Annotated in this window: 16 protein-coding genes and 1 tRNA gene; 9 read left to right on the forward strand and 8 right to left on the reverse strand. The window is 54.1% G+C overall.

Translation table 11 applies throughout. The features are described 5' to 3' along the window. Window positions 1-2 precede the first annotated feature (2 nt). The 3 genes from rodA (at window position 3) to VIN96_RS05405 (ending at window position 2,560) form a co-directional block, all read left to right on the forward strand. A complete protein-coding gene (gene rodA / locus VIN96_RS05395) occupies window positions 3-1,160 on the forward strand; it encodes a rod shape-determining protein RodA (protein ID WP_331894479.1) in 1,158 nt (385 codons plus the stop codon). Window positions 1,161-1,422: 262 nt separating this feature from the next. Next, window positions 1,423-2,160 carry a hypothetical protein gene (locus VIN96_RS05400; RefSeq protein WP_331894481.1) on the forward strand — a complete coding sequence of 246 codons (738 nt, stop codon included), beginning with the start codon at window positions 1,423-1,425 and terminating at the stop codon, window positions 2,158-2,160. A 324-nt stretch (window positions 2,161-2,484) separates the two neighbouring features. Next, window positions 2,485-2,560, forward strand: a tRNA-Lys gene (locus VIN96_RS05405). Here the strand turns inward: VIN96_RS05405 and VIN96_RS16690 are convergent. The 7 genes from VIN96_RS16690 to VIN96_RS05445 all read right to left on the reverse strand — a co-directional run bounded on the left by VIN96_RS16690 (window position 2,519) and on the right by VIN96_RS05445 (window position 10,533). Beyond that, window positions 2,519-4,222, reverse strand: coding sequence for a recombinase family protein (locus VIN96_RS16690; protein ID WP_414675600.1), 1,704 nt, complete (start codon window positions 4,220-4,222; stop codon window positions 2,519-2,521). The two genes, VIN96_RS05405 and VIN96_RS16690, sit on opposite strands and share 42 nt — an antisense overlap. After that, window positions 4,155-4,304: a hypothetical protein gene (locus VIN96_RS05420; RefSeq protein WP_331894486.1), complete on the reverse strand. Its 150-nt coding sequence runs from the start codon at window positions 4,302-4,304 to the stop codon at window positions 4,155-4,157. The genes VIN96_RS16690 and VIN96_RS05420 overlap by 68 nt, the downstream gene beginning before the upstream one ends. Window positions 4,305-4,537: 233 nt before the next feature. After that, a complete protein-coding gene (locus VIN96_RS05425; protein ID WP_331894488.1) occupies window positions 4,538-5,686 on the reverse strand; it encodes a hypothetical protein in 1,149 nt (382 codons plus the stop codon). A gap of 26 nt (window positions 5,687-5,712) precedes the next feature. Then, the gene (locus VIN96_RS05430) at window positions 5,713-6,195 is read right to left on the reverse strand and encodes a hypothetical protein (protein ID WP_331894490.1); all 483 of its coding nucleotides are present in this window, start codon (window positions 6,193-6,195) and stop codon (window positions 5,713-5,715) included. A 470-nt stretch (window positions 6,196-6,665) separates the two neighbouring features. Next, a complete protein-coding gene (locus tag VIN96_RS05435) occupies window positions 6,666-7,847 on the reverse strand; it encodes a hypothetical protein (protein ID WP_331894491.1) in 1,182 nt (393 codons plus the stop codon). Then, a complete protein-coding gene (locus tag VIN96_RS05440) occupies window positions 7,844-8,950 on the reverse strand; it encodes a hypothetical protein (RefSeq protein WP_331894492.1) in 1,107 nt (368 codons plus the stop codon). The genes VIN96_RS05435 and VIN96_RS05440 overlap by 4 nt, the downstream gene beginning before the upstream one ends. A gap of 2 nt (window positions 8,951-8,952) precedes the next feature. After that, window positions 8,953-10,533, reverse strand: a complete 1,581-nt coding sequence (locus VIN96_RS05445) for an MBOAT family protein (protein ID WP_331894494.1) — start codon at window positions 10,531-10,533, stop codon at window positions 8,953-8,955. Between the two features lie 586 nt (window positions 10,534-11,119). Between VIN96_RS05445 and VIN96_RS05450 the strand changes: the two genes are divergently transcribed. Beyond that, entirely contained in the window at window positions 11,120-11,269 is a 150-nt protein-coding gene (locus VIN96_RS05450; RefSeq protein WP_331894495.1) for a hypothetical protein, read from the forward strand. Window positions 11,270-11,322: 53 nt separating this feature from the next. Here the strand turns inward: VIN96_RS05450 and VIN96_RS05455 are convergent, their stop codons facing one another. Further along, window positions 11,323-13,944, reverse strand: coding sequence for a PAS domain S-box protein (locus VIN96_RS05455; protein ID WP_331894497.1), 2,622 nt, complete (start codon window positions 13,942-13,944; stop codon window positions 11,323-11,325). Window positions 13,945-14,201: 257 nt separating this feature from the next. Here VIN96_RS05455 and VIN96_RS05460 point away from each other — a divergent pair, with 257 nt between their 5' ends. The 5 genes from VIN96_RS05460 (at window position 14,202) to VIN96_RS05480 (ending at window position 20,667) form a co-directional block, all read left to right on the forward strand. Next, window positions 14,202-14,396 carry a hypothetical protein gene (locus VIN96_RS05460; protein ID WP_331894499.1) on the forward strand — a complete coding sequence of 65 codons (195 nt, stop codon included), beginning with the start codon at window positions 14,202-14,204 and terminating at the stop codon, window positions 14,394-14,396. A gap of 107 nt (window positions 14,397-14,503) precedes the next feature. After that, a complete protein-coding gene (locus tag VIN96_RS05465; RefSeq protein WP_331894501.1) occupies window positions 14,504-16,897 on the forward strand; it encodes a caspase family protein in 2,394 nt (797 codons plus the stop codon). A gap of 45 nt (window positions 16,898-16,942) precedes the next feature. Then, complete coding sequence (locus VIN96_RS05470) at window positions 16,943-18,961, forward strand: adenylate/guanylate cyclase domain-containing protein (protein WP_331894502.1); 2,019 nt, start codon at window positions 16,943-16,945, stop codon at window positions 18,959-18,961. A 34-nt stretch (window positions 18,962-18,995) separates the two neighbouring features. Then, window positions 18,996-19,736, forward strand: coding sequence for a hypothetical protein (locus VIN96_RS05475; protein ID WP_331894503.1), 741 nt, complete (start codon window positions 18,996-18,998; stop codon window positions 19,734-19,736). 118 nt (window positions 19,737-19,854) lie between these two features. Next, the gene (locus VIN96_RS05480) at window positions 19,855-20,667 is read left to right on the forward strand and encodes an ion transporter (RefSeq protein WP_331894505.1); all 813 of its coding nucleotides are present in this window, start codon (window positions 19,855-19,857) and stop codon (window positions 20,665-20,667) included. Window positions 20,668-20,706: the final 39 nt, after the last annotated feature.

Below are 20,706 nucleotides of genomic sequence, written 5' to 3' on the forward strand. Positions count from 1 at the left end.
TCATGCTGTATCACGACGGTCTGCTGTCCCAGCCCAAGGTGAGCATCGGGCAAAAGCTCCTGCATCTGCATTGGCTGTTCGTGATCTTGTTGACGCTAACCGCTTCCATCGGCTTCGCCATGCTGTACAGCGCCGCGGGGGGCGATTTCGACCCATGGGCGTCGCGCCAAATGGTGCGCTTCGGGGTCGGCATGTTGGGCATGGTGGTGATCGCCGTGACCGACATCCGCTTTTGGCTGCGCTATGCCTATGCGTTCTATGTCCTGGTTTTGGTGTTGTTGTTGGGGGTTGAACTGGCCGGCTTCGTCGGCATGGGGGCGCAGCGCTGGATCAGCCTCGGCTTTTTTAACATTCAACCGTCCGAACTGATGAAGATCGCCATGGTGTTGGCGTTGGCGCGCTATTTTCACGGCGGCAGCATCGAAGACGTGGGCCGTCCGATGTTTCTGCTGCCGCCCGCGATCATGGTCGCGGTGCCGGCGGTGCTGATCATTCGCCAGCCCGATTTGGGCACCACCTTGATGTTGCTGCTGGCCAGCGTGGCGATTTTCTTCGCCGCGGGCGTGCGTATGTGGAAATTCATCCTCGCGGGCGTGTTGGGGCTGATCAGTGCGCCGGTGGCGTGGTTCACGATTTTGCGTGATTATCAAAAACAGCGCATTTTGACCTTTCTCAACCCTGAATCGGACACCTTGGGGTCTGGATATCACATCATCCAGTCGAAAATCGCGCTGGGCTCCGGCGGAATGTTCGGCAAGGGGTTCATGCAAGGCACGCAAAGCCACCTAAACTTTCTGCCGGAAAAGCAAACCGACTTCATCTTCACCATGCTGGCCGAGGAATTCGGCCTGGTCGGCGGTTTGACGCTGATCGCGCTGTACGTCTTGCTGTTGGCCTACGGCTTCGTCATTGCGATGTCGTCGCGCAACCACTTCGGCCGCTTGGTGGGGATCGGCGTGACGGTGACGTTTTTCCTCTACATTTTCATCAACATCGCCATGGTCATGGGCCTGATCCCGGTGGTCGGCGTGCCGCTGCCGTTGGTGTCGTACGGCGGTACGGCGATGCTGACGATCCTGTTCGGGTTCGGGCTGTTGCTGTGTGTGCACATCCACCAAGACCTGACCATCGGACGGCGCGACAGCGGCGACGAGTTTTAAGGCCACTTCGTCGCACGTCCATCCGTTTGCGCGTCCGCTCAGTGCTTGCAAAATGCGATGCATTTCGTTTTTGCACGGCGTCGATCTGCCGATTTTGCATTGCTAGATCTGTCTGTTTCTCTCTCTTCAGAAAATAAAGCAAATCATATCAATTGATTAAAGGGCATGCCGGTCTGGCATGCCCTTTGCTTTTATGTGTTCCGGATACGAAACAAAGGGGGGCCAGAAAGGCCTTAAACGCATCTCTGAAGAGGAAACGAAAATGTATTATTCCGTCGATGATTTGCTCGGCATTCGCGAATTGCCGGAGTTTTTACGGTCTGAAAACTGCTTCAACGACATGCAGCACGCCATGTTGGTGATCCTTTTTCGACGTGGGCTCGAGAGCCTCTGTGAAAAGAAAATGGGTTGCGTCGACAAGATGTTCGATGTCGCAACGCTTTATCTTTACATTCACTTTCTCAATGAAGAGGAGGGCATGGCTTTTCAGATGGAAGAAGGTCTGGTCACGCGTGACGAAATGATCAAACATTCCGAAAGCCACCTGAGCTTTCTCGATTATTGGAGCGAACATGTTCTGTTTCCGCACAAGAAGCAGGAAACCTCCACAGAACAAACCATCGATAACGTGGTCACCTTCTACAACTTGATCATCAAGCACATCGAGCACACCGACATCCCGACCTACGGCTCCAACGCCGTGACGGTTGAGCAAACCCGCAGGGAATTGGCGCGCATTGCGAACACGAGCATGCCCATGTCGCCGTTTATGTCAGGCGCTTACGATGTCGTGAAGCTGCTCAACCCGGAAGTCGCCACGTGTCTCGATGCGAGCCGTCTCGGCCAGACCGCATTGTCGAGCCTGGAGAAAAAATTGAACTTGGTGCCCAATGTCGGGCGGATTTTGAAGGGGTCTTGTGGCTCGCTGCGGGATCGTTTCGCCGACCAAACCGGTGGTGATCCCACCGCCGCCATCGGTGCGGCCAAGATCTATGCGTAACCTCCGCGCATATGAGACCGGCTTTTGAAGCGGTGAGCAGGTGTCTGACTGGTCGGTCGTCCAGGCCGACCAGTCCGCTGCCCGAAGCCGCCATTGCCGCCTTGTGGTGTCAGCCCCTCAAAAGCCTGATGGACGGGGCCGCAGGGCGCAATAAAGTTGAAAAATAAGTTGCGCCAATCCTGAGGCCACTTTATATCATCCCCACCAACCGGAAATCGGCATCGGCACCGTTCAGCCTGTCTGCGTATACCGTCAGAAAACTTCAGGTCGACGGGTAAGCCGCGATTATCCGTAAGTGTCAAAAGCACTTTAAATCAATGCGATGGGCGCATAGCTCAGTTGGTAGAGCAGCTGACTCTTAATCAGCGGGTCCAAGGTTCGAGTCCTTGTGCGCCCACCATTTCGGAACAAAGCTGGGCACCCCATCGGTGCCCGGCTTTGTCGCCTTTAGGGCTTCGGCGGCAATTGCGGCATTTGGCCCGGAAATCCGGATTTCTTGGTCCATAACATCAATGCGTTCTACAAATAGACCGACATAGCCTTTCCGGAATGAGCTATCCGGATCACGGAGCTTTTGGCGGGCTGCTTCTGCGAATTGTTCAATATTTTCCGGTGTTAGCTTTTGAATTGGCAGATCTCGGCGACGGTTTTTTGAGCTCGCCTGACGAAGCAACTCATCTCGCTGTTGCTCCAGGGCTGATAGTTTGCGTTTAAAGCCATCCGTATTGCCAACGAGCCCTTCGGCGATCGCGTCCAACATGCGGTCTATCTTGGCTTCTGTTTCTCGAAGACTCTTGCGCAACTGTGTTTCTTCCCGGTGCAGGTCCTCTGTTTGATTTGCTGTACGTTTAAGAAGTTCCGCAATAATGAGCTCGAGGCGTTCTTCGGTGAACAGGTGCTTTTCGAGTTGGTCAAGGACCAATTCATCCAGTTTTTCCATACGCATGTTCCGTCCCTCACAGGCGGTCTTACCTTCCGTTGCCCGTGTGTTGCAGGTGTAGTAGCGATAGCGTCCTCCTTTGCCTGTGCGGAGCGTCATGCCGCCCCCACAGGTGCCGCACTTGGCAATTCCAGTAAGGAGCGTCGGGCCATTCACAATGCGTGGCGGGGTATTGCTGGGACGGCGTTTCGCAAGCAGGTCTTGCACGCGCTCAAAGGTGTCGTTGGCGATGATGACGGGCGTGTCGAACGCTACCCACTCGCTAGGGTCTTTGGCCTTGCGCGTCTTGCTATCCGTTTTGTTGAAGTGGTGGACACCCATATAGGTGGTGTGGGTCAATATTTTGTGGATCAAACTGACGCCAAAATTACGTCCCTTACGATATCGAAGACCTTTTCCATTCAGCGTATGGGCTATGGCGCGAATGCCTTTGCCTTTGAGACACAGGGCGAAGACGTCGCGAACAATCGCCGCTTCGTTCTCTTCGATTTGAAGTTTCTTTTTTGTGATCCCACCGCGAACTTCGACGGGAACAGCCTTGTATCCATAAGGGGGATGGGAACCGTTCCAATACCCCTGACGGGCATTTTCCTTCATTGAGCGCAAAACGTGTTTGGCGGTCTCTTTGCTCTGGTACTCATCAAACAGGTTGAGGATTTGGCGGACCATATTGTCCATGGGGTCATCGCCAAGTTCTTGCGTGATCGAGACAACCTCCACGCCATGCTTTGCCAGTTTGCGGCGGTAAAACTCAAATTGGTAGGCGTCCCGAAAGAATCGGGAAAAGCTGTGAACGATCACAACATCAAACGGTGAAGGGTGAAGCGATGCCTCATCAATCATGCGCTGGAAGGCGGGGCGTTTGTCATCCGTAGCTGACGCTCCGGGCTCAACGAATTTCGCAGTGATATCCCAGCCTTTGCGTTGGCAGTATTCTTCGGCTTGGCGGCGTTGGTCGGGGATGGAAAGATCCTTCTCCGCTTGGCGCGTTGTCGAAACGCGCAAATAGAAAGCTGCTTTTTTACCCATAACCAATGCCTCCAAGCCTAAGACCTCAACCATGCTGAAACATGGCGGTGAGGATGTCGAGTAAATGCTCTTCGAACAGGTCCATCTCAGCATCCACAACCGGTAACTCATCCGGCCAATTCGTGGAAACCGATGTATCAGAAACCTTACTTTCCGTTGCGGTAGAATTGGGCACTCATCGTAAACCTCCTTTCATGCCAGGATGCTACCGGCCCTTTCCTTGCCGTACCTTTCCGGATGCCCCGTAACAGAGGTCATCGATGTCTTGGGCGAGACCATTGCGCCCAAATTCTTCCAGAACCAATTTCCGAAAGGCCTGGAATTGATGTGGGGCAAGACCGATCTCCGCAGCCGTTAGGATGCGGTTGATCCGTGGATTCACAGCGTTCATGATTTCGCGTGGATCAGTCATTGTCCCAGTTCAATCGCTTTCACACGGCGTTCGACATCCGAGCGCCACAGTTCCTCAGAGTGGTGTCGTTCGATGATTGCAGACATTGCCGTGATGGTTTCTTCCAGCGTCAAAGTTTCTTTGCATTTGCGGAAGATTTGCAGCAGAGCCGCCATGTTCTTGAGATAGCCATGAACAGATTTACCATTGCGATCTAACCGCCATTCAACTCCGACCATTTCATCGTAGGATCGCATGAGGCCCATTTGCGGGCCTTGTAAGATGTCTTTGGTGAGTTGAGCCCATAGAGGGTGCAGAGGCCAGCGCGAACGGTTGCTGTCGCCATTGGGGCGGCGCAGGGTCGTGTGGGATGTCGCCAGTTCACGTAGTAGATCCGTTTGCAAATGGGTTAGGTCTTCCAGGGTGCGAATTCCACCTTGCTTGAGGCGTTCGCCACGCACCTGAAACTCAACCCGCCAAACGTCGTCCTTTTGCCCCCACAGTTCATGAAACCAAGCCTTGTCGCTTTGCTGTTCAATTTCAGCAACCTTGTCATAGATGCGAACGACGGTTTCGCCCGTCCCGCACTGGATGGTTTGAACGATATTGTGTTCTTCCCACGTCGCCTTCTTCGTGGCGCGACTGACAAGGTGATCTGGGGCAAAATCCGCGTTGGGGAGATGGTAATCAAAGGCCCAATCGGCGCGAGATACGGTTTCGGATTGTAAGGTATGGAGTTTTAGGGATTCTGCCCACGCCTTGAAGCGGGTGGTGAGGGCTTCAAAGCCATGGATCCACAAGGCTTCGCTGAAAAACTGCACATGGCAAGACGGTGAAAGACCTTCACTTAAACGAACCTCGAACAATTTATTTGAAAGAACGTAGCGATACGGTTTTTTACCGTAAGGTTGAAGGGCAAGGTGTTCGGTGCCGAGTTCAAGTTTTTCAAAACCCTTGTTGCGTTCACGCCCAGCCTTTTCTTTTTGGTATGCCAACTCATCCCAATCGATAGTGCACGTTGTTGTGTCGAGATAAAAGGACACATACAAGCTATCCAATCCGCTCAAGAGAAGTTTTGGCAGCGTCTGATTAGGACCGTTTTGCCCCCAAGCACGAGGAAGACGGTTCACCTGGACTTGTTGCTTTTGGGCTTCCAGATAGGCCATCTTTTGTCCTGTTGCAGCCAAAAAAATTACCAATTAAGGCGCTTAAAAACGTTCGTTACATTAACGACGATAGAACTCGTATAGGCCTCTCTTTCGGCACCTCCATTGGGTTTCCAGAAAAGCTCTTTGTCATCACGGACAGGACAAAAAAAACCACTGCCGTTATCTTGCCAGCCCAATTGAAAGATGACTTCGCGCTGTCCGGATTTTGCTTCCTCCCAATCGTCGGTTTCTTCCCAACACTCGCTGATCCATTCTTCGAAAGTTTCAAGCATATCGACGGTGATGCCGTATCGAGTTATCTCAAGCATCAGTGCTGCGATATAAACGGCGTTTTCATCGTACATGCGGCTTACACCCGTGCCGGTATTTTTTTCGCCGACGGTCGACAAAATATCCGAGTTTGTCCAATGCCGAATTTTGCGAACCGTCTGTTCAAGGGCCTTGTCATCATCGATGCGGCAGATGATGCGGGCGACTCGTTTAACGTTGAAAAGGTGTTCAGTCATCGAATGTCCTATAGGCGTCAATATAAACCAATCAATTATCTATAAGACATTTGTTAATTTATAGCAAGCCTAAAGGACAAATGATGTTTTTTAGGTGTGTCTTATAAAATACAGCCCCCAAATTCCCTTAGCTAAAGAAGCGCGGCAAAAGGGGGGCATGGGCGGCTTCTGGCATCAAGGCCAAGCCGCTTCGCGGTGGCTGCGCCAGCCTTGACCCCAGCCCACGCCCATGCCGAGGGATCGGCATGCGCTTCATGAATCATTGGGCTCCTCTCGGAGCCAACTCTTAATAAACTAAAGGAGGAGGAGGTGGCGGAGATCACTCGACATTATCGCGAGAATCGCGGACCATGTATTTTGAACCCCCCGTGTTACTAATCACGGGGGGCTCTTAATGGATACAGTGTGTGTCTCATGCCGAATGCTGCGGTATGCACAATCGCAGATTAAGGCATGAAATTGCTCTACCGTTACTGTAGATCGACACTCGTTTCACCAAGATAGATGTTGGTTTTCCGGCTGATATGGCCGTGCAACGTCAGCCGTAGCCAGACTTCAAGGCGGTCGGCATCGGCCCCAAAGGTATGGTTAACCTTGAACTGTTTCCATTCAGTGCCAAGGTGAGTCATGGGGGTGGCTACAACGGTAGTGCCGTCGTAGACATAAACCGAACCCGTATCGAACGTAATGTCATCGTCGGCGCGCAGCATCATGGCAATTTTTGCGGCTTCCTTGTCTGATAGTGCCGCTTTTGGAATGTTGACGCCTACACGCCAATCCGTGCCCGTTGGATTGTGACCTTGCAACTGCACGATCTTGAAAACACACAGCGCCCCGGGATGACCGAGAGGTGTACCGTCTTGAGCCCGCGCTTCGATTTTTGGGGCATTGCCGTTGGGGTCGCTGATGTTGGTGCTCCACGTGGCGTCGAGTAGTGAGCGGTTCAATATGACCGGGCACGCCAACTTGGGCTGTGGCGCGGGCGGGACCGGGTTGGGCTTGGCCTGTTGGCGCGGAGGGGCCTCATTGTCGGAAAGCACTTCGACGCGCACGGTACCTAAGTGAACCGTTCCGGTGGTGCTGATGCCGCCATGAATGGAGGTTCTCAACCAGACTTCGAATGACGTGGCATCCGGGGAAATCCATCCTTCAACAACGAATTCTTGCCAATCCGTGTCCAGTTTTTTGATCGCAACCTCTTTGGCCTGCTTCCCGTCATATAGATAAAATGACGCCGCGTCGAAGGTGATCGGTTTGTCCGCTTTTAGGGGGACAGTGATTCGTACAGGGCGACCTTGGAAGGGTTTGAAGTCTCCAAATATTCGCCCCATACGCCAGTCGATTCCGTCGTAGGGGCGCTGTGGCACCTTACGAATGTCCAGCTTACACGACACGCTTTGGCCCGGTATGTTAACGTCCTTGTCTTCGTCAATAACAATGAACGGCTGCTTGTTACTGGGGCCGTTCATAAAGACAGACCAGGCTTGAGGGCCCTGTGTTTGCCCGGTCATCCCCTGCAGTTCCAGGCGGCAATCGTGATAAAACTCGGCAGGCCCGGCATGCGGAGGCTGCAAGGGAATGGCATTGAGGGCGTAGCCTGCAACACCGATCAGAAGCGTGACGAGAATAAGAGGGGGGGTGATCCGGGTCATTGCTTGTTTCGTATTCCCGCTTCGATGCGTTTCACCAAGTCCGGGTTTGCAGCGAGCCAGAGGTCCCGGCCTTTTCGCCAATCGGATAGAGTGGTCTCGATATTTTCAGGGCTTAACAGAACCCCGAAGTTTTCCGGGATTTCGGGCGCGCGTTGCCCCAATAGTCTTTTGGCAATATACCCACCAACCTTTGGCGTGAAATGGTTGACGTCTATCCAGTAAGACATACCCTCTTTCAGTGGTTCGTTAGTTATAGAGTTGTAGAGGGTGAAATCCCAGGTTGGTAGATAGGTCATGGAAAACCGTTTTACCTGCTCAATCGCCTCCCACCCGCCACCAAGCTTGAGGTGGGCGAGATCAACCGGCTGATAGGGTAAAATAACGTAGGCGCACTGAACCTTATGGCGGGTGCAGATAGAGGATATACGTTCGGAAAAGTCAATTTGAACGGTTGATATTTCTAAATTTCCGACCTTAGACACCACGCTATTAAAAAAGTTCTCCAGGTCGCCCATCATCGTCATCGGCGGCAGGTTAACCAGGCCATTGTCTTCTAGCCAATAACCGTGACCGAAATAGAAACTGTTTTTGAGGGCCGTGCTGATGCTGGCAATCAGGGCATCGGTTGAAAAGGCGGCAGTTGCAGTATCCAAAACTAATTCGCGTGTATTGGTCGCAACGCGCACTGGCCCTGGGCCGTAAAAATGGATAAAATTCAGTTCTAGAAAAACATACTTAACCTGAGGATTGTGCGGCAGCAGTGTTTCCAAAAGTGAAACCGATTCCGTAAGGCTGGAGAAATCAATTCCAAGATTATAGACGGGAGCAAATCGCGTTCCCGTGAAACTGTCCGGATCAATGCCCTCCTTTACGCGAGATGTACCGATAAAGAGTGTTTTGGGTTTGCGGTTTAAAACATCGAGAGGCTTGATCATGCGGTCCAGCCGCATACGTTCAACGCGCGCAGCGTTGACACCCTCGATATTGACCTTAAAGGGGGATATGCCGTAAGGGTCGATAACCAAGGTCACGGCCAATACCAGCCCCGACAACACGGTAAATGCTCCCAGAAATGCTATAAGATATCGTTTTTCCATACCCATGCCTAAAACTGGAAATACAAAAATGGAGAAACGCGAGGGAATTGTAGCACCGCAATCAGCATTATGGCTGCAAAGCCAAAGGCCCATGCGGGGGTAAGCCGCGCTGTGCCGCGCCCTGCGGCATGTCGGCGCTTTTCGGTGATGGCAGGGCAGTAGCGGAAAAAGAGGTCGTAGGTGTTGGGCATGAAAAACGCGATGGCGGCGCAATAGAGTAGGGCCGCCAATCCCATATCGTATGAGAGGTCCGCGTTAAAGCGATCAACGTGTGAATACTGTCCCGACAGCGCCACCCAAATAATGTCGTAGATTCCTGCAATACCGTTTCTAAGTTGCACCACCTGTAACCAGACGGACTCCCCGACAGGTCCACCCTGAAGCCCATACATGGATTTTAACATGTTCGACGCGGAAGAAATGCTGCTGGCACGAAACGGAACCCAGGCCGAGACCACAGCGACAAAGGTAATAGCCCATGCCGCCAAGCGGTAAAGATGCTTATCGCAAACTGATGATAACCCAAGTGCCGTCATAGCCGTGCGCCATAGGTTGTTAATCATTAGGTAAATTCCGTGCAGAAATCCCCAGAACACAAAGGTCCACCCCGCGCCATGCCATAGGCCGCCGATCACCATTACCGTAATGAGGTTGGCATAACGACGCGACACCCCTTTGCGGTTTCCGCCTAAGGGAAAGTACAGGTAGTCGCGCAAAAACCGTGACAGTGTCATATGCCAGCGCCGCCAGAAATCGACGATGTTTTTCGCTTTGTACGGGGAATTGAAGTTCAAGGGTAGAGTAATCCCGAACATGCGCGCGAGTCCCAGCGCCATGTCCGAATAGGCAGAGAAATCGAAATAGAGTTGGAACGAATACGCCAACGCGCCAATCCAGGCCTCGGCGAAGGTCAGAACGTGACCGTCTGCAACCTGTGCGAAGGCCGGGTCCGCCCAGTGCGCGATACCATCGGCAATGACGGTTTTCTTGAACAGGCCAACGGCGAATATGCTGAGGCCAATCCCTAAATTGAGCATTTTACGGCGCATTTCCGGGCGCGCGAACTGGGGCATCATTTCCTTATGATGGACAATCGGCCCGGCGATCAATTGGGGAAAAAAGGAAATAAACAAAAGGTGATTGATCACTGAATACCCGGTAACGACCCGGCGATAGGCATCGACGATGTAGGCGATTTGCTGGAATGTGTAGAACGAAATGCCGATTGGCAGGGCGATTTTATAAAGACTGAAATCTTGCTCCATGCCGCCCGTGAATGCGGTCAGGAAGAAATCTTTGTATTTGAAATAGCCAATCATGGTGAGGTTGAACGTGATCCCGGCAAAAGAAATCATCCATCGCCATCGACCGTCCTTCAATCGATCAAGACTGCCCACGCATGCCGCATTGACGGCGAAGGAAAAAAGAAAGATGGCCAAAAAGGTTGTACTCGACCAGCCGTAATAAACCAGTGAAGCCAAAGCCAGCCAAGCGATCGCAGCTTTACCGCTGATACGACTGATCGCCAGCCACCCCAGGTAGGTCAGGGGTAAAAAGGCAAAGAGGAAAACATAAGAATTAAAAAGCATATTGTAACATTTCTAAATTGATGGACTATTAAAAGTAGTGCCACAATCTCATGATAACGGCCAATGGTTTCGCTTCTTTTTTTGGTGGAACGCTTGATATAGAGGCAATAAAAATTGAAGCAACATTTATAAAATTGTCTTAATCGCTACACCTAGCGGTGGTTTGGGGATGTTCCCCCTTTAGCGGAGTATGTGCCCCGGGAAGGCCTGATGTTTGATGCAGAAATCACTCAAGATGAAGCAACAAAACCCAGTGCCCATCTTTATCCTCGTTGGCCCACCATCAAAACCCCCAGGTAACCCTGGGGGTTTTGCCTTTCTTGCTCCCTGCATTCCACATCTGGAAAATGCTTAAGGTCGGCCTTTAGCCTTGCGCGCCATCACGGTGGCATAACCTGTCCATTTTCCGATTTTGCAAATTCAGTGCGTGCAATATGCACCGCTCCGCCTCTTTCGAGAAGAAGAGGCGGGGAGCAGGTTGTTATAAATCAATGCATTAAGGTCTTCTGTGAGCATGGCACAGCGCTTGCAAATCATCCCGTAATCGAAACGATATGGTTGTGGCAACACAGTAAGGATGAGAACCATGCGCCAAGAAAAGGTTACGTTTGCGAATAGCCGGCAAGATCTTTCGTCGTTGCTTGAAAACGTTCAACGTGTCCGTGAAGCGATGGAACGCATGATCGAGGAAGATGCCTTTGGCAAGCTTGCACAAGGCCTCCTTCGGTACTGGTGAGGCAGGGCTAGAGCTGCCCTTCGGGGGCGACGATTAGAAGCGGAGGCGGGCGGTTATTTGGTGTGCGGCAACGTAAAATAAAACGTTGTGCCTGAACCGGGTGCCGTATCGAAACTGATTTCGCCATTGTGCAAATCAATGATGGATTTGCAAATACTCAGCCCCAGGCCCGATCCGCCTTTGTTGCGGAAGTCCGTTGCATCAATTTGCGTGAACCGGTCAAAAATGATCTCGCGATGCGTTTCGGGAATGCCCGGCCCTTTGTCCGCAACCTTCACACACGCGAAGCCGTCAGTGTTTTCGACCGAAATATGCACCACGCTCTCTTCCGGGGAAAACTTAGCGGCGTTCGACAACAGGTTCGTCAGCACCTGCAAAATCCGATTTCTATCGCAATGCACCTTTACGTTCGGCAGCGGCTCAATGATTTCGAAAAGAACCTTGTTTTCCAGCGAAAAGCCTTCGTTGGCCTGAACGCCTTCAATCACCAGTGCAGAAATGTCCAGATCTTCAAAATGCATATCCATTTTGTTGGATTGAAGTTTTTCCAAGTCCAAGATATCGTTGACTAAGGCGATCAACCGCTCGGCATTGTTGTTGGCGATGGAAACCATTCTTAGGGCTTTATGCGGAATGTCGCCTAAGGCGCCGGACACGACCAACCCGAGAGCCCCTTTGATCGAAGTGAGCGGCGTGCGCAACTCGTGACTCACGGTCGAAACGAATTCGGACTTTGCGATCTCCAGGCTTTTTCGTTCGGTGATGTCGTGGACCACGCCCAGCATGCGCACGGCGCGCCCATTATCATCACGGAAAACCTTGCCACGTTGCTGCACATAAAGGGTGGCCCCGTCGGGGAGGGCGATGCGGTGATCGATGTCATACGGCGCATCATTGTCCACACTATCTTGAATGGCGTGGGTCACGGTTTCGCGGTCTTCGGGGTGAACGCATTCCAGGAAATTTTCATATGTCGCAGCGAAGTCCATGCTGGAGCGGCCGAAAATATTGTAAGTTTCATTGGTCCATTGCAGGTCACCGGTCAGAATGTCCCAATCCCAGGAGCCGACGCGGGCGATTTCCTGCGAGCTGACCAATCGTTCCGTCTGTTGTTTCAGCATCTCTTCGCCTCGATTGCGCTCGGTCACGTCCCGAACGACGCCGACGAAATGCCGCCTGCCATTGAATATGGTTGCCCCTACGGTCACCTCGATGGGAATTTCGGAGCCGTTTTTTCGTTTGCCGAAAACACGGCGACCACCGGCCATTCGGCGGGGCGATGTCGCGTACGATTTTTTGAGATATCCGTCATGCACATATGCATCCGCTTGGGGCATCAATGTGTTGATGGTTTTGCCGATGACTTCGTCACGTCCGTAAGCAAAAATTTGTTCGGCTGCTGCGTTGAACTCCTGGATCAATCCCTGATCGTCGATCACGATCACGGCATCAAGTGTCGTATCCATGAAATTGCGGATGCGCCGTTCGCTTTCTTGCAGTTCCGCAGTTCTTTCCGCTACCCGGGCTTCCAGGCTTTGCCGCTCGCGTTTTAAGTCCAAAAGGGCCTGTTGGCGTTTGCGGTTAATGACAATCAACGACACTGAGAGGATAAACATCACGACCGTCACCAAGAGGGTCGTAAATATTTCCCATTTGTACTGTTCGATTATGGAGGGCTGAGCAAACACGATATCGGCCCCATCAACGGCACTTTTGCCAATACCCCATCGATCCATCTGGCGCCAATCGTAGACACGGCGAAAGGCTGTGTTGGGATCGACGCGAGGCTCTTCACCTTGGGCAAGGGACTGGGCGGTAGTGGATGCGATGATCCCGACATTTTGTCCGGATAATATGTAGCCCCCTAAAACGCCACTGCCGACTAGGGTGCCCCAGTGCGTAAAGACCGGCGCGTTGGCACGTTCGGATATTAGGCGTGCCGCTTCATACGGGATGTACGGGCGACCGCTACCGTCTTGAAACAACAACAAGAAAAAAATCGTACTGTTCTTCGGCAAGCTCGATACCGTATCGAGTAATTCCGCCATTGGCAGGTTGGTCAAATAGTGGGGCTCTGCGCCACTTCCGAACTTTGTAAAGGCAGTCTTGAAACCCGCCAGCCGTTTTTCGTTGCTGGGGGTCAATGTGTCCGTCACAACATAAACATTTCGAGGCGCTGAAACGGATATCATTTCCCGGATTGCGCCTCCAAAGTCTTCGTTGACGGAAATGATATGATTGCCTTGAACCTCCAGGCCTGGATCGACCAAAAGCCGCTTGGCCGTTGGCATGAAGTTTGGACGAGAGAGTAGGAAGTTTGCCGCAGGTCGGCTTTCGGATATGACCAGATCTATTCCGGAACCTTTATATTTTTCAATTAGGTAATCATGAAAACTTTGCAGGCGTGCACCTTCGCCAAATCTACCAGCGTCTAAGTACTCGTAAAATATATTGTACTGCTTGGTTGCCCCTGCGAACCCAACATCCATCCCGTTCTCAAACGCTTTTTGCCACGGCATGTCCGGGTGCCACGAACTCAACATTAAGATGTTCGCGCTTTGCGTATCATCGGCATCAACGTTATTTGCAGACAAGGCGTAAACCGTCGCGCTCATCACCCATAGAGCGATGAGAAACGATTTCACGATGCGTACCGCTCGGGAAGCAAAGTTCATAATTTAAATCCACAAAATCCACGGCATAACGCGGATTGATAACAATATGATATGAAAATAAATTTTGTGAAACCACAGCAATTTGCATAATGCGAAAATTGACCAAATTGGTCTTATCAGTTCTCAGGCATTGAAAATGGCTGCGGTCGGTAACTTTATTGTTTGTCAGCCTGATAGGGGAAAACTTTTAAAGATTTTGCGCAGGGTGTAAGATTATAGGACGACCAATACGAAAACTTTGTCAGGAGGTGAATTGAATGAAGAAACTTCTCGTAGCTTTGTTTGCCGTGGTGTTGGCGACGCCGGCCATGGCGCAGAACGTCGGCGCGATCGTCGCCTCGCAGACGTCGAGTGTCGCGGCCGCGGTGGTTTCCGACGCTACGTCGGGCGCCGTGCAAGATGCCGTACAGGCGAACGCGGAACCGGCACAAGTCGATACCCAAGAAAAATAATTTAAGCTCTTGGCCGTCAACGGCGAGGATCCACGAGGGGGCGCACGGGGAAGGCGCCGTCCCTCTGTACGTTTTGATTTAAGCTATTTCATGAAAAGGGGCCCGTCATGTTAAGCCGTCGTCAATTTATGACCACCACCGCTTTGGCTTCCGTGGGAGCCGTTGCGTCGCAAACGGCGTTTGCGCAAGTGTTTGGCAGCGTTTCCGAAATCATCACCGGTGTCGTGTCATCCGCCATCAGCGAAGCCATCAGCGCCAACGTGCGCGAAGTGCTCGGCGCGACGATGTCCGTTGCGCCGGAAAAAGTTGCCGTGATGACGGGGGTCGCCGTCGGCAATGCCGCCACCGCCGCCGCAGGCGGGGGCGAGGCTTCGCGCATGGTGACCAGTCACGATGACGGTTCGTTGACGCTTTGGGATCTGCGTGAAGGTCGGCAGATCAAGCGGCTTGAGAATTTACACAACGGTCCCGTGAACGCCGTCAGCATGTCCGAAAACGGCGGTGTGGCGGTGTCGGCGGGACGCGACGGCAAGGCCCAGGTGGTCAGCAGTTCGACCGGTAAGGTTATGACGTCGTTGTCGAGCGCCGATGCCACGGCTGCGACCGCCGTTGCGGTTTCCGCATCCGGCAAAACCGTGGTCACCGGACACGACGACGGCAGCGTGCGCGTATGGGACGCAGCCAACGGCAATGTCATCTCGCAATCCAAGCCGTCGAATGCTGCGATCGGTGCGGTGGCGTTGTCCAAGGATGAAACCAAGGTTTTGGTCGGTGACGCGAAGGGACAAATCGTTGCCTCCGACGCCAAGACCGGCAAGGCGCAACAACAAATCGCCACGGCCCACGGCAAAGCCGTGACGTTCATTGAAGAGAGCCCGTCAGGCGACGGGTTCGTGACCGCAGGCGCCGACGGCATGGTGAAGTCGTGGAAAGCCGGCGAGAAAACAGCGGCCAAAGAGCTTAAGCTCAACGCGCCGGTCACGTCCGCATCGCTTGATCCCAAGAGCGATCGCTTGGCGGTCGGTGACGACAAGGGCGGCATCACCGTGGTCGATCTCAAACAAAGTGCAGTCACCAGTACCGCCAAAGGCGCCGAAGCGCATGTCGGCGCAGTGGCGTTTGGCGGCGCCGACAATGTGGTTCACACGGTAGCTGAAGACGGCATCATGAACGTCGTTGACGTCGCGCAGAAGAAACAACCCACCCGCGTCGTCACGACCACCGACGGCTGGGCCGCCGTGGACGGCGACAGCGGTGCGTTCGTCGGTGACGGCGATGCCCTGGCGGCAGTGCAGTGGGGCGCGCAGGATTTGTCGTTCGAACTCGATCAATTCGGCGAAAGTCATTATGAGCCTGCCGTTTTGGCAATGGCCTTTGAAGGACAAAGCGTCGAACCGGTGAACGCGGCGAAAACTGAGGCGCCGAAACTGTCGGTCGCGTTCAGCACCCCGCCGATCGTGACGATCGCCGATCCGGAAGAAAACGCAACGACCGACAGCGAAAGTTACGAGGTGGTTGTAGAGGCCGGTAACTTGGGCGGCGGCATCAAAGAAGTCCGCCTGTTCCACAATGACCGCATGGTCGCAAAAGAAGTCCTCGACGATGAGGATCAAGAAACCTTCAGCCATACCTTCGAGGTCAAGCTCACCCCGGGCGACAATAAGTTCCGCACCGTGGCGCTGAGCCGCGACATGATCGAAAGCAAACCGGCCAAGGTTCAGGTCGCCTATAGCGGCGCGGAGCGTAAAAGCACCCTGCATGTCGTAACCATAGGCATCAACGCCTATCGCAACCCGGCATTGGCCTTGAATTACGGCGTGCCGGATGCGATGGGGATCGAGCAGTTCTTCGCCAGCCAGCCGCGCTCGTTGTTCAAAGACATCAAAACCTACAAGGTGCTCGACAAGCAGGCCACCAAACCGGGAATCCGGGCTACGCTTGAGGGCTTGAAGGGCATTTCGCCCGATGATGTGTTGGTGGTGTATCTTGCCGGTCACGGTGATTCCATCGGCGAAACGTGGTACTTCATGCCTTACGACGTGGTCTATCCGGAACGTGAAGATCATGTGCGCGAAAAGGGCATCACATCGCTTGAGCTGGAAGAATGGATCAGTGAAGTTCCGGCGCAAAAGGTCGTCATGCTGATGGACGCCTGCAAATCCGGCGCGGCGTTGACGCGTACCCGCGGGTTCGAGGAACGCAAGGCGCTGAGCCGGCTGTCGCGGGCATCGGGCATGCACATCATCGCCGCCGCCGCCAAGGACCAGTTTGCAGTGGAATTCGAACAATTGGGTCATGGCGCATTTACCTATACGTTGCTGGATGCCATGAAAGGCGCCGCCGACGAAGGCAAGCGCAGCGACGGCATCGTCAGCATTCGCGAAATCAACCGCTACATCGAAGACCAACTGCCGGAACTGAGCGAACAGAACGGCAATCCGCCGCAGTTCCCGGTGATCAGCTCGCGCGGCACAGACTTCCCCTTGGCGGTCAAGGTATGATGACGCCGACATACACGGTCGTCACGATGCGTTAGGAGCCAAGGCGTGGGGCAAAAACCGACTTCTTCCGTGCGCGCCATGCAAGGGGCGATCATCGTCTTGTCAACGGTGCTCGCCCTGCTCATGCCGCGTTACGTGAATATCGTTGCAGTGGCTGAAAACTGGGCGTCGGACGTACGCTTCGCACTGTTCAACCCAATTGCCGAGCCCCATGACGAGGTTGTCATCCTCGCCATCACCGAAGACACGCTTTCGCAATTGCCATACCGTTCGCCGGTTGACCGGGAAATGCTGGCGGGGGTTTTGGAACGTCTGAAAGACTACGGCGTCAAGGCGGTAGGGCTCGATATCTTGTTCGATCAACCGACCGAAGCGGACAAGGACGCGCATCTCAAGCGCGTTTTGGAAGAATATCCCGTACCCGTGGTCACCGGCTGGACGGATCAAAAAACTGGATTGAGCGAGGCGCAATTCGCGTTTCAATCGTCCTATCTGGAAAACGTCAGCGCAGGCTATTCCAATCTGTTCAAAGACCCGGTCGACGGCACGGTGCGCAACGCTTTCGTCGGGCGTGAAGAGGGCGGGTATTACCGCGAAAGCTTCGCCACGCTGATCGCCCAGCGACTTGGTCACGACGTGCCACGTGAAGGCTTTCGCATTCGCTACCTCAGCCCGCCGGACGAAAACACCCCGGTGTTCGCCCAGTACCCGATCCACGCCTTGGCGTTTTTGCCACCCGCCTGGTTCAAGGACAAGGTGGTGATGATTGGTGGCGACTTGCCGTTCGGCGACCGCCATAGAACCCCGTTCGCCGCCACCGAAGGCGTGGCACTGGGGACCACCCCGGGCGTCATCATTCAAGCACACATTCTCGCCCAGTTGTTGGATGGCGAGTGGCGCGAAATCGAGACCTTGCCGTTTGAAATTGCGATCGCCGCCGTGTTGGGGTTGGTGGCGGTGGTGATCGGGCTGAGTTCGGCGCCAATGGTCATCCGCATCGCCATCAGCCTCGGTATCGTTGCAGTGTCGTGGGTGGGTGCGGTGTTGGCGTTCATGCATTTCGCCGCGATGCTGCCGATCATTTCTCCGACGTTGTCGTTTGGCATCGCGCTGACCATGGCGATCAGCTATGCGGTGCGGCTGCAAAAGCAGCAGACCGATTATATCCACGATGCGTTCAGTCATTACCTTTCGCCGGACATGGTGCGCGAACTTGTCGAACATCCCGACGCGTTGCGTCTGGGCGGTGAAAAAAAGGAAATGACCCTGCTGTTCAGTGACATTCGCGGCTTCACGACCTTGTCCGAACGCCTGACGCCGGAAGAATTGGTGTCGTTGCTCAATCGCATTCTGACCCCTTTGACGGGCGCCATTCTCGATCACAAAGGCACCGTGGACAAATACATGGGTGACGCCATCATGGCGTTTTGGAACGCACCGTTGAACGACCCCGACCATGCCCTAAACGCGTGCCTTGCGTCGCTGGAATTGAAGCGCCTGTTGAACCAACTCAACGACGAACTGGAACGCGAAGCGCAGCAGGCAGGGCGCGAATTCATCAAGGTGAGAATGGGTGTCGGGGTCAACACAGGCGATTGCATCGCAGGCAACATCGGTTCCAAACAGCGTTTCGATTATTCGGCCCTGGGCGATACGGTCAACACCGCGTCGCGCTTGGAGGGGCAGTCGAAAACCTATGGCGTCGACATCGTGATCGGCGAGGATACGGCCGCCAAATCGCCGAGCTTGGCGGTGTTGGACATCGACATCATTCGCGTCGTGGGCAAGAATAAGGGTGTGCGCATCTTTGCCTTGCTGGGCGATGTCAGCGTGGCGGACACGAACGAGTTTCAAGCCTTGGCTGCGGCGCACGCCGCCATGATCGATGCATATCGCGGGCAGCGCTTTGCTGACGCCGCGGACCACCTGCAAAACCTCGAGACACTGGGCGCATCTTTCGAACTGGATAAATTGTACGCTCTATATCGCAAGAGAATTGACGAACTGACTGCCAATCCACCCGCCGCCGATTGGGATGGGGTGTATGTGGCCCAAAGCAAATAATGCCATGAGTAAAGGGAATAGGGAGACTGGGACAATGCGCAATTTTGTGATGATGTGTTTGCTCGCCACGGCTGTCCTCATCAGTGGACAGGCTTTTGCCAAGGGTGACAGCAGTTACGTCGTGTTGATGTCTTCCGTGACCGATTATAAAACCGGTGACGAGATCCAGGGCGATCAGGATCTGACCGTCCCGGACAAAAAGCAACTGGTGCTTATCAATGCGTTTGGCCAAACCTTGAAGTTCAAGGGCTTCTTTCAAGGCAAGCCGCAAGACCAAGCCAACGCGGCAGCCGGCGGGCAGGCGGGGCGCTCGATGAAGGCGCTGGCCAGCTTGATCCGCAGTGCCGACGAAGACACCAGCAGCGTCGGGGCGATCCGCGCCGCGTCGCTCAAATCGGCGACCCAGGCGATGGCCTTCAATCTGTCGGAAACGGGCAATTACTGTTTTGCCGACAAGGCCGGCATCACCTTGGAACGCTATCGCACCGAGACCGGAGCCAAAATTACCCTGATCAACCTGGATACAGGTAAGGAACAGGTGATCGATGCGCCTGCCGCCGGTCAGTCGGTACCGTGGCCCACGGCTCTCGATGTATCGGAAGGGGCGCGTTTTTTGGTTATTCAAGAAGGCAAGGACTCCAAGACCTTGCTGACCTTGCGCCAACTCACCCCACCCCTGGACAGCGACTTCAACGTGCTGGTGTCGCTCGGCGAGTTGGAGTGCATGGAACAGGCGCGCATGCTGTTGTCGGTCATTCGCCGCGAAAATCGCTAAGCACCGCAAATGCTCCAAATATTGGCGGGATCGACACGGGCGGGATTGCGTTTCGCGATGGCGGTGCTATATGCGAGGGAAAGTCCGTTTTTTCCTCGGTCGAATGAGTGATTGAAGCATGTCTGCCCCCCTTTCCCTGCGTGCGCGCATCGGCGCCGTCGTCGATCATCCCCGCGTTCAGTATTTCATCATGGCGATTATCGTGCTCAACGCGATCAGCTTGGGCATGGAAACGTCGGGTGTTCTGACCGCCAAGTATGGCGCCTATCTGCTCGCCTTCGATGTGTTCGCGTTGAGTGTGTTTTGCGTCGAAATCGCCGCCAAACTGGCACACCGGGGACTGCGGTTCTTCAAGGACGGCTGGAACGTCTTCGATTTTCTGGTGGTGGCGATCGCGCTGGTGCCCGCATCCGGGCCGTTGGCGGTGCTGCGCGCCATGCGCATCTTGCGCGCGCTGCGCTTGCTGACCGTGGTGCCGGCGATGAAACGCGTGGTGGGGGCGCTGATTTCGGCGCTGCCGGGCATGGGTAGCGTGTTTTCCATCATCTTTTTGGTCTTTTACGTCGCCGCCGTGCTGACCACCAATTTCTTTGGGGAAACCTTCCCCGATTGGTTCGGCACCATAGGCGCGTCGCTCTACACTCTGTTCCAGGTGATGACCCTGGAAAGCTGGTCGATGGGCATCGTGCGCCCGGTGATGGAGGTCCATCCCTATGCCTGGCTGTTCTTCGTGCCGTTCATCATGATCACCACGTTCGCCATCGTGAACCTGTTCATCGGCATCATCGTCGACGCCATGCAATCCCAGCACACCGTCGAGCAAGAGGTCCTGCATGCCGAAAACAAGGAGCTACTGGCGGGCGAGGATGCGATTCTGGCCGAGATCAGGGCCCTGCGCGAAGAGGTCCGAGCCTTGCGTAAGCAAGGATAAGCGCCGGTTCGCCACGGCCTTGCAGATGCGCCTTGCGTC

Source organism: Magnetovibrio sp. (assembly GCF_036568125.1).
In the GTDB taxonomy this organism is placed as follows: domain Bacteria; phylum Pseudomonadota; class Alphaproteobacteria; order Rhodospirillales; family Magnetovibrionaceae; genus Magnetovibrio.